The following is a 4,100-nucleotide window of genomic DNA, read 5'->3' on the forward strand; positions in this document are numbered from 1 at the left end:
GCGCCTCCCCGATCGTCCGCAACGAACGGCGCGCCGCACCGCGCACCACCGCGCCCGGGAGCCCGCCGGTTGCAGCCTAAGTGATCGTCCCGGGGGCAGGGCGAGGGCCCCGCAGCCACCGAACTCCGGCGCATACGGGGCCCTTTCGCGCCCTTCTCAGGGTGTGTCCCCGGTACGTACGTCCTCAGTGCGTGCGCCGGGTCACGAACTCCGCGAGGGCGAGCAGGCCGCCCGCCGACTCCGGGTCGGGGACCGCCCTCGCGAGCAGCCCTATGGCGCGCGACATCCGGTCGGCCGCGTGCGCCTGCGCCCAGTCACGGCCGCCCGCGCGCTCCACCGCGCCCGCCGTGCGCGCGGGCTCGTCGTCGTCCGCGCCCGGCGGGCCGCCGTACAGCTCGGCGAGCTCCGCCGCCGCCGGGGTGCCCGAGGTGAGCGCGGCGACCACCGGCAGGGACTTCTTGCGGGCCGTGAGGTCGGCGCCCGCCGGCTTGCCCGTACGCCCCGGATCGCCCCAGATGCCGATGACGTCGTCGATGAGCTGGAAGGCGAGCCCCGCCTGGCGGCCGAAGCCGTCGAGCGCGTCCGCYTCCTCSCGMCCCGCGCCCGCGTACAGCCCTCCGATGGCGCAGGCGCAGCCGAGCAGCGCACCGGTCTTGGCCTCGGCCATCACCAGGGTCTCGTCGAGCGTGACCTGGTCCGGGGCGCGGCTCTCCAGGGAGCAGTCCATGAACTGCCCCTCGCAGAGCTCCTCGACGCACAGGGCGAGCCGGATGGCGGCCTCCCGCGCGGCCGGGTGGGGGTCGTCGGCGAACATCCGCTGCGCCAGGGCCTGCATGGCGTCGCCGGTGAGGATCGCGGCGGCGTCGCCGAACACGGTCCAGGCGGTGGGCCGGTGCCTGCGCGTAGTGTCGCGGTCCATCACGTCGTCGTGCAGGAGCGTGAAGTTGTGGGTCAGCTCCACGGCCGCGGCGGCCCGGAACGCCGTCTTCTCCTCGCCGCCGAGCGCCCGCACCGCGGCGAGCACGAGGGCGGGCCTGATGGCCTTGCCTCCGTTGCCCGTGGCCGGTGTGCCGTCGGCGTGCTCGTACCCCAGGTGGTAGCGCGCGACCCTGCGCATGGCTCCGGGCAGCGAGTCGACCGCCGCGCGCAGCTCCGGGTCGACGTGGGCCCGCGCCGCGGCGAGGATATCCGCGGCCTCCTGCCCCTCACCCGGCCCCTCGCCCGGCCCCTGCGCCGGGACCGCCGCGCCCGCCGTGTCCGTCGTCGTGTCCGTCATGGACTCACCCCGGGAAGGATGTGGACGGTGGCGGGTCCTCGGCCTGTGGGCGCGTACGGAAGGGGTGTACCCCGCGTCGCGGCCACGGACACGGCCCGGGGCTCACTGCCAGCGGCCGATCTCGACGTTCTCCAGGACGCCCAGCGCGTCGGGGACGAGCACGGCCGCGGAGTAGTACGTCGACACCAGGTACGAGATGATCGCCTGCTCGCTGATGCCCATGAACCGCACGGACAGGCTGGGCTCGATCTCGTCGGGGATGCCGCTCTGGCGCAGTCCGATGACGCCCTGCTCCTCCTCGCCCGTACGCATGCAGATGATGGACGTCGTACGGGCCTCGGTGACCGGGATCTTGTTGCACGGGAAGATCGGCACACCGCGCCAGGTCGGAATCCTGTTCCCGGCCATGTCGATGGTCTCGGGGACGAGTCCGCGCTTGTTGAGCTCGCGGCCGAACGCGGCGATCGCGCGCGGGTGGGCGAGGAACAGCTTGGAACCGCGCCTGCGGCTGAGCAGTTCGTCCAGGTCGTCGGGGCTCGGCACGCCGTCGTGCGGCTGGACGCGCTGGTCGTACTCGCAGTTGTTCAGGAGGCCGAACTCACGGTTGTTGATCAGCTCGTGCTCCTGGCGCTCCTTGAGCGCCTCGACGGTGAGCCGCAACTGCTGCTCCGTCTGGTTCATCGGCTGGTTGTAGAGGTCGGCCACGCGCGTGTGGATGCGCAAAACCGTTTGCGCGACGCTCAGTTCGTACTCGCGCGGCGCCGTTTCGTAGTCCACGAAGGTGCCCGGCAGGACGGCCTCGCCGACATGGCCCGCGGAGAGGTCGATGGGCGCCTCGCCGAAGTTGTTGGTGCGCTGGGCCGGGATGGAGCGCAGCCGCTGGAGGTGGCCGCTCAGGGCCTCGCTGCGCTCGGCGACCTGTTCGAGGTCCTGGCGCGGCAGGATGAGCACCGTGCAGGCGGTGGCCGCGCGCGCGGTGTACTCCCAGATGGCCTCCGGGTCCAGGAGCGCCTGCTCCCCGAAGTAGGAGCCGTCGGCGAGCGTTCCGAGCACGGTGTCGTCGCCGTAGGGACCGGTGCCGACCTTCTCGACCCGGCCGTGCGCGAGCAGGAAGACCTCGCCCGACGGGCTGCCGAAGGAGGTCAGGACCTCGCCCGCGGCGTACTCCCGCTGGCGGCAGCGGGAGGCGAGCTCGCCGAGCACCTCCTGGTCGTCGAAGTCCCGCAGCGCCGGCAGCTCGCCCAGTTCGGCGGGGATGACCTGGACCTGGTCGCCCGTCTTCACGAAGGTCACCCTGCCGTCCCCGACCGAGTAGCTCAGCCTGCGGTTCACCCGGTACGTGCCGCCCTGCACCTGCACCCACGGCAGCATCCGCAGCAGCCAGCGCGAGCTGATCTCCTGCATCTGCGGGGCCGACTTGGTGGTGGTGGCCAGATTCCGTGCGGCCGATGTGCCGAGACTCTGCTGCGGCTTGTCCGACTCAGCGCGGATCTCTTCGCCTACCGACATTGGCTACGCCCTCCCGAGTACCTGCGGTGATATGCGCAGAACACCCTTCCAGCACGCTGCGTGGCGGCGCCATTACACAAAAGAGCGGGAATGGATCACGCTTCGGCGGGGCAGGAGGGGCGATTCCACCCGTTCGGACCAGTCGGGGGGCGTACGGGAACTCGGCGGCGGGGGCGCCCGTTGAACCACATGCGAGGCATTCACACCCTTCACCCCTTCGACCCCTTCCACACCTTTCACACTTTTCACACTTTTCACACCGACCGGCAGGAGACAGCAATGGCGGGCTTCCTGGATCGCGCCAAGGAGCAGGCGCAGCGCGGCCTCACTCAGGGCAAGCAGAAGATCGACGAGGTCCAGGAGAAGCGTGCGGGCGACGCGCTCCTGAGAAAGCTCGGCGCGGCGTACTACGCGGAGCGCAGGGGCTCGGGTTCCCCCGAGGCCACGGCGCAGGCACTCCAGGCGGTGGAGTCCCACATCGCGGCGAACGGCGACGCCTTCCTGCGCGGCAACTGACCGGATCGGCTCGCACGGTGCCCGAACAAGCCACGGATCGTGTCCGAACGGCTGGTCCGGGCTCCCATTCTCCGGTACAAGCAGGGCATATGAGGCGGTCGCGACAGGCGGCCGTCGCGCCCCGCAAAGGAGGCGGTCATGGCCCCACCCATGTCCGCGGGTCGCTTTCTGGACATCCTTCGAGACGAAGGCGTCACCGTCGTCGAAGTAGGCGACTGGGAGCACCACAACCGCAATCACAAGGGCCCCTGGGGGCCCGTGCACGGCGTCGTCATCCACCACACCGTGACCAGGGGCAGCGAGCGCACGGTCGAGATCTGCCGCGACGGGTACGCCTCGCTGCCTGGTCCGCTCTGCCACGGCGTGATCACCAAGGACGGCCGCGTCCACCTCGTGGGATACGGCCGCGCCAACCACGCGGGACTCGGCGACGACGACGTCCTGCGGGCAGTCATCGCCGAGAAACGCCTGCCCCCGGACAACGAGGCGAACACCGACGGCAACCGCCACTTCTACGGCTTCGAGTGCGAGAACCTCGGCGACGGCGAGGACCCCTGGACCGAGGAGCAGTTCGAGGCCATCGAGAGGGTCTCGGCGGCGATCTGCCGCCACCACGGCTGGACCGAGCGCTCGGTGATCGGCCACCTGGAGTGGCAGCCGGGCAAGGTGGACCCGCGCGGCTTCAGCATGGACTCCATGCGCGACCGCATCGAGGAGCGCCTCAAGTAGGCGGGCGGGCCGCGAGTGGGCCGCCCCCTGCCGCGCGCGGTGCCGCGGGGGACAATGGCGGGGTGCGTCC

4 protein-coding genes are annotated in these 4,100 nt (G+C 71.4%); 2 read left to right on the plus strand and 2 right to left on the minus strand.

What is annotated here, in order from left to right; genetic code table 11:
• Window positions 1-184 precede the first annotated feature (184 nt).
• On the minus strand, window positions 185-1,276 hold the full coding sequence (locus AB8Z36_RS34515) for a family 2 encapsulin nanocompartment cargo protein polyprenyl transferase (RefSeq protein ID WP_369217332.1): 1,092 nt from the start codon (window positions 1,274-1,276) through the stop codon (window positions 185-187).
• Between the two features lie 102 nt (window positions 1,277-1,378).
• Window positions 1,379-2,785 carry a family 2B encapsulin nanocompartment shell protein gene (locus tag AB8Z36_RS34520; RefSeq protein WP_369217333.1) on the minus strand — a complete coding sequence of 469 codons (1,407 nt, stop codon included), beginning with the start codon at window positions 2,783-2,785 and terminating at the stop codon, window positions 1,379-1,381.
• Window positions 2,786-3,064: 279 nt separating this feature from the next.
• Here AB8Z36_RS34520 and AB8Z36_RS34525 point away from each other — a divergent pair, with 279 nt between their 5' ends.
• Window positions 3,065-3,301, plus strand: coding sequence for a hypothetical protein (locus AB8Z36_RS34525; RefSeq protein ID WP_369217334.1), 237 nt, complete (start codon window positions 3,065-3,067; stop codon window positions 3,299-3,301).
• Between the two features lie 138 nt (window positions 3,302-3,439).
• A complete protein-coding gene (locus tag AB8Z36_RS34530) occupies window positions 3,440-4,030 on the plus strand; it encodes an N-acetylmuramoyl-L-alanine amidase (protein ID WP_369217335.1) in 591 nt (196 codons plus the stop codon).
• The last annotated feature ends 70 nt before the right edge of the window (window positions 4,031-4,100 follow it).

The sequence above is a fragment of the Streptomyces flavofungini genome, from assembly GCF_041028215.1.
GTDB lineage: Bacteria > Actinomycetota > Actinomycetes > Streptomycetales > Streptomycetaceae > Streptomyces > Streptomyces flavofungini_B.

What these genes read in the sequence shown, in the direction of transcription:
- AB8Z36_RS34520 (WP_369217333.1), bottom strand. Translation starts at nt 2,785, where the DNA reads ATGTCGGTAGGCGAAGAGATCCGCGCTGAGTCGGACAAGCCGCAGCAG.
- AB8Z36_RS34525 (WP_369217334.1), top strand. Translation starts at nt 3,065, where the DNA reads ATGGCGGGCTTCCTGGATCGCGCCAAGGAGCAGGCGCAGCGCGGCCTC.
- AB8Z36_RS34530 (WP_369217335.1), top strand. Translation starts at nt 3,440, where the DNA reads ATGGCCCCACCCATGTCCGCGGGTCGCTTTCTGGACATCCTTCGAGAC.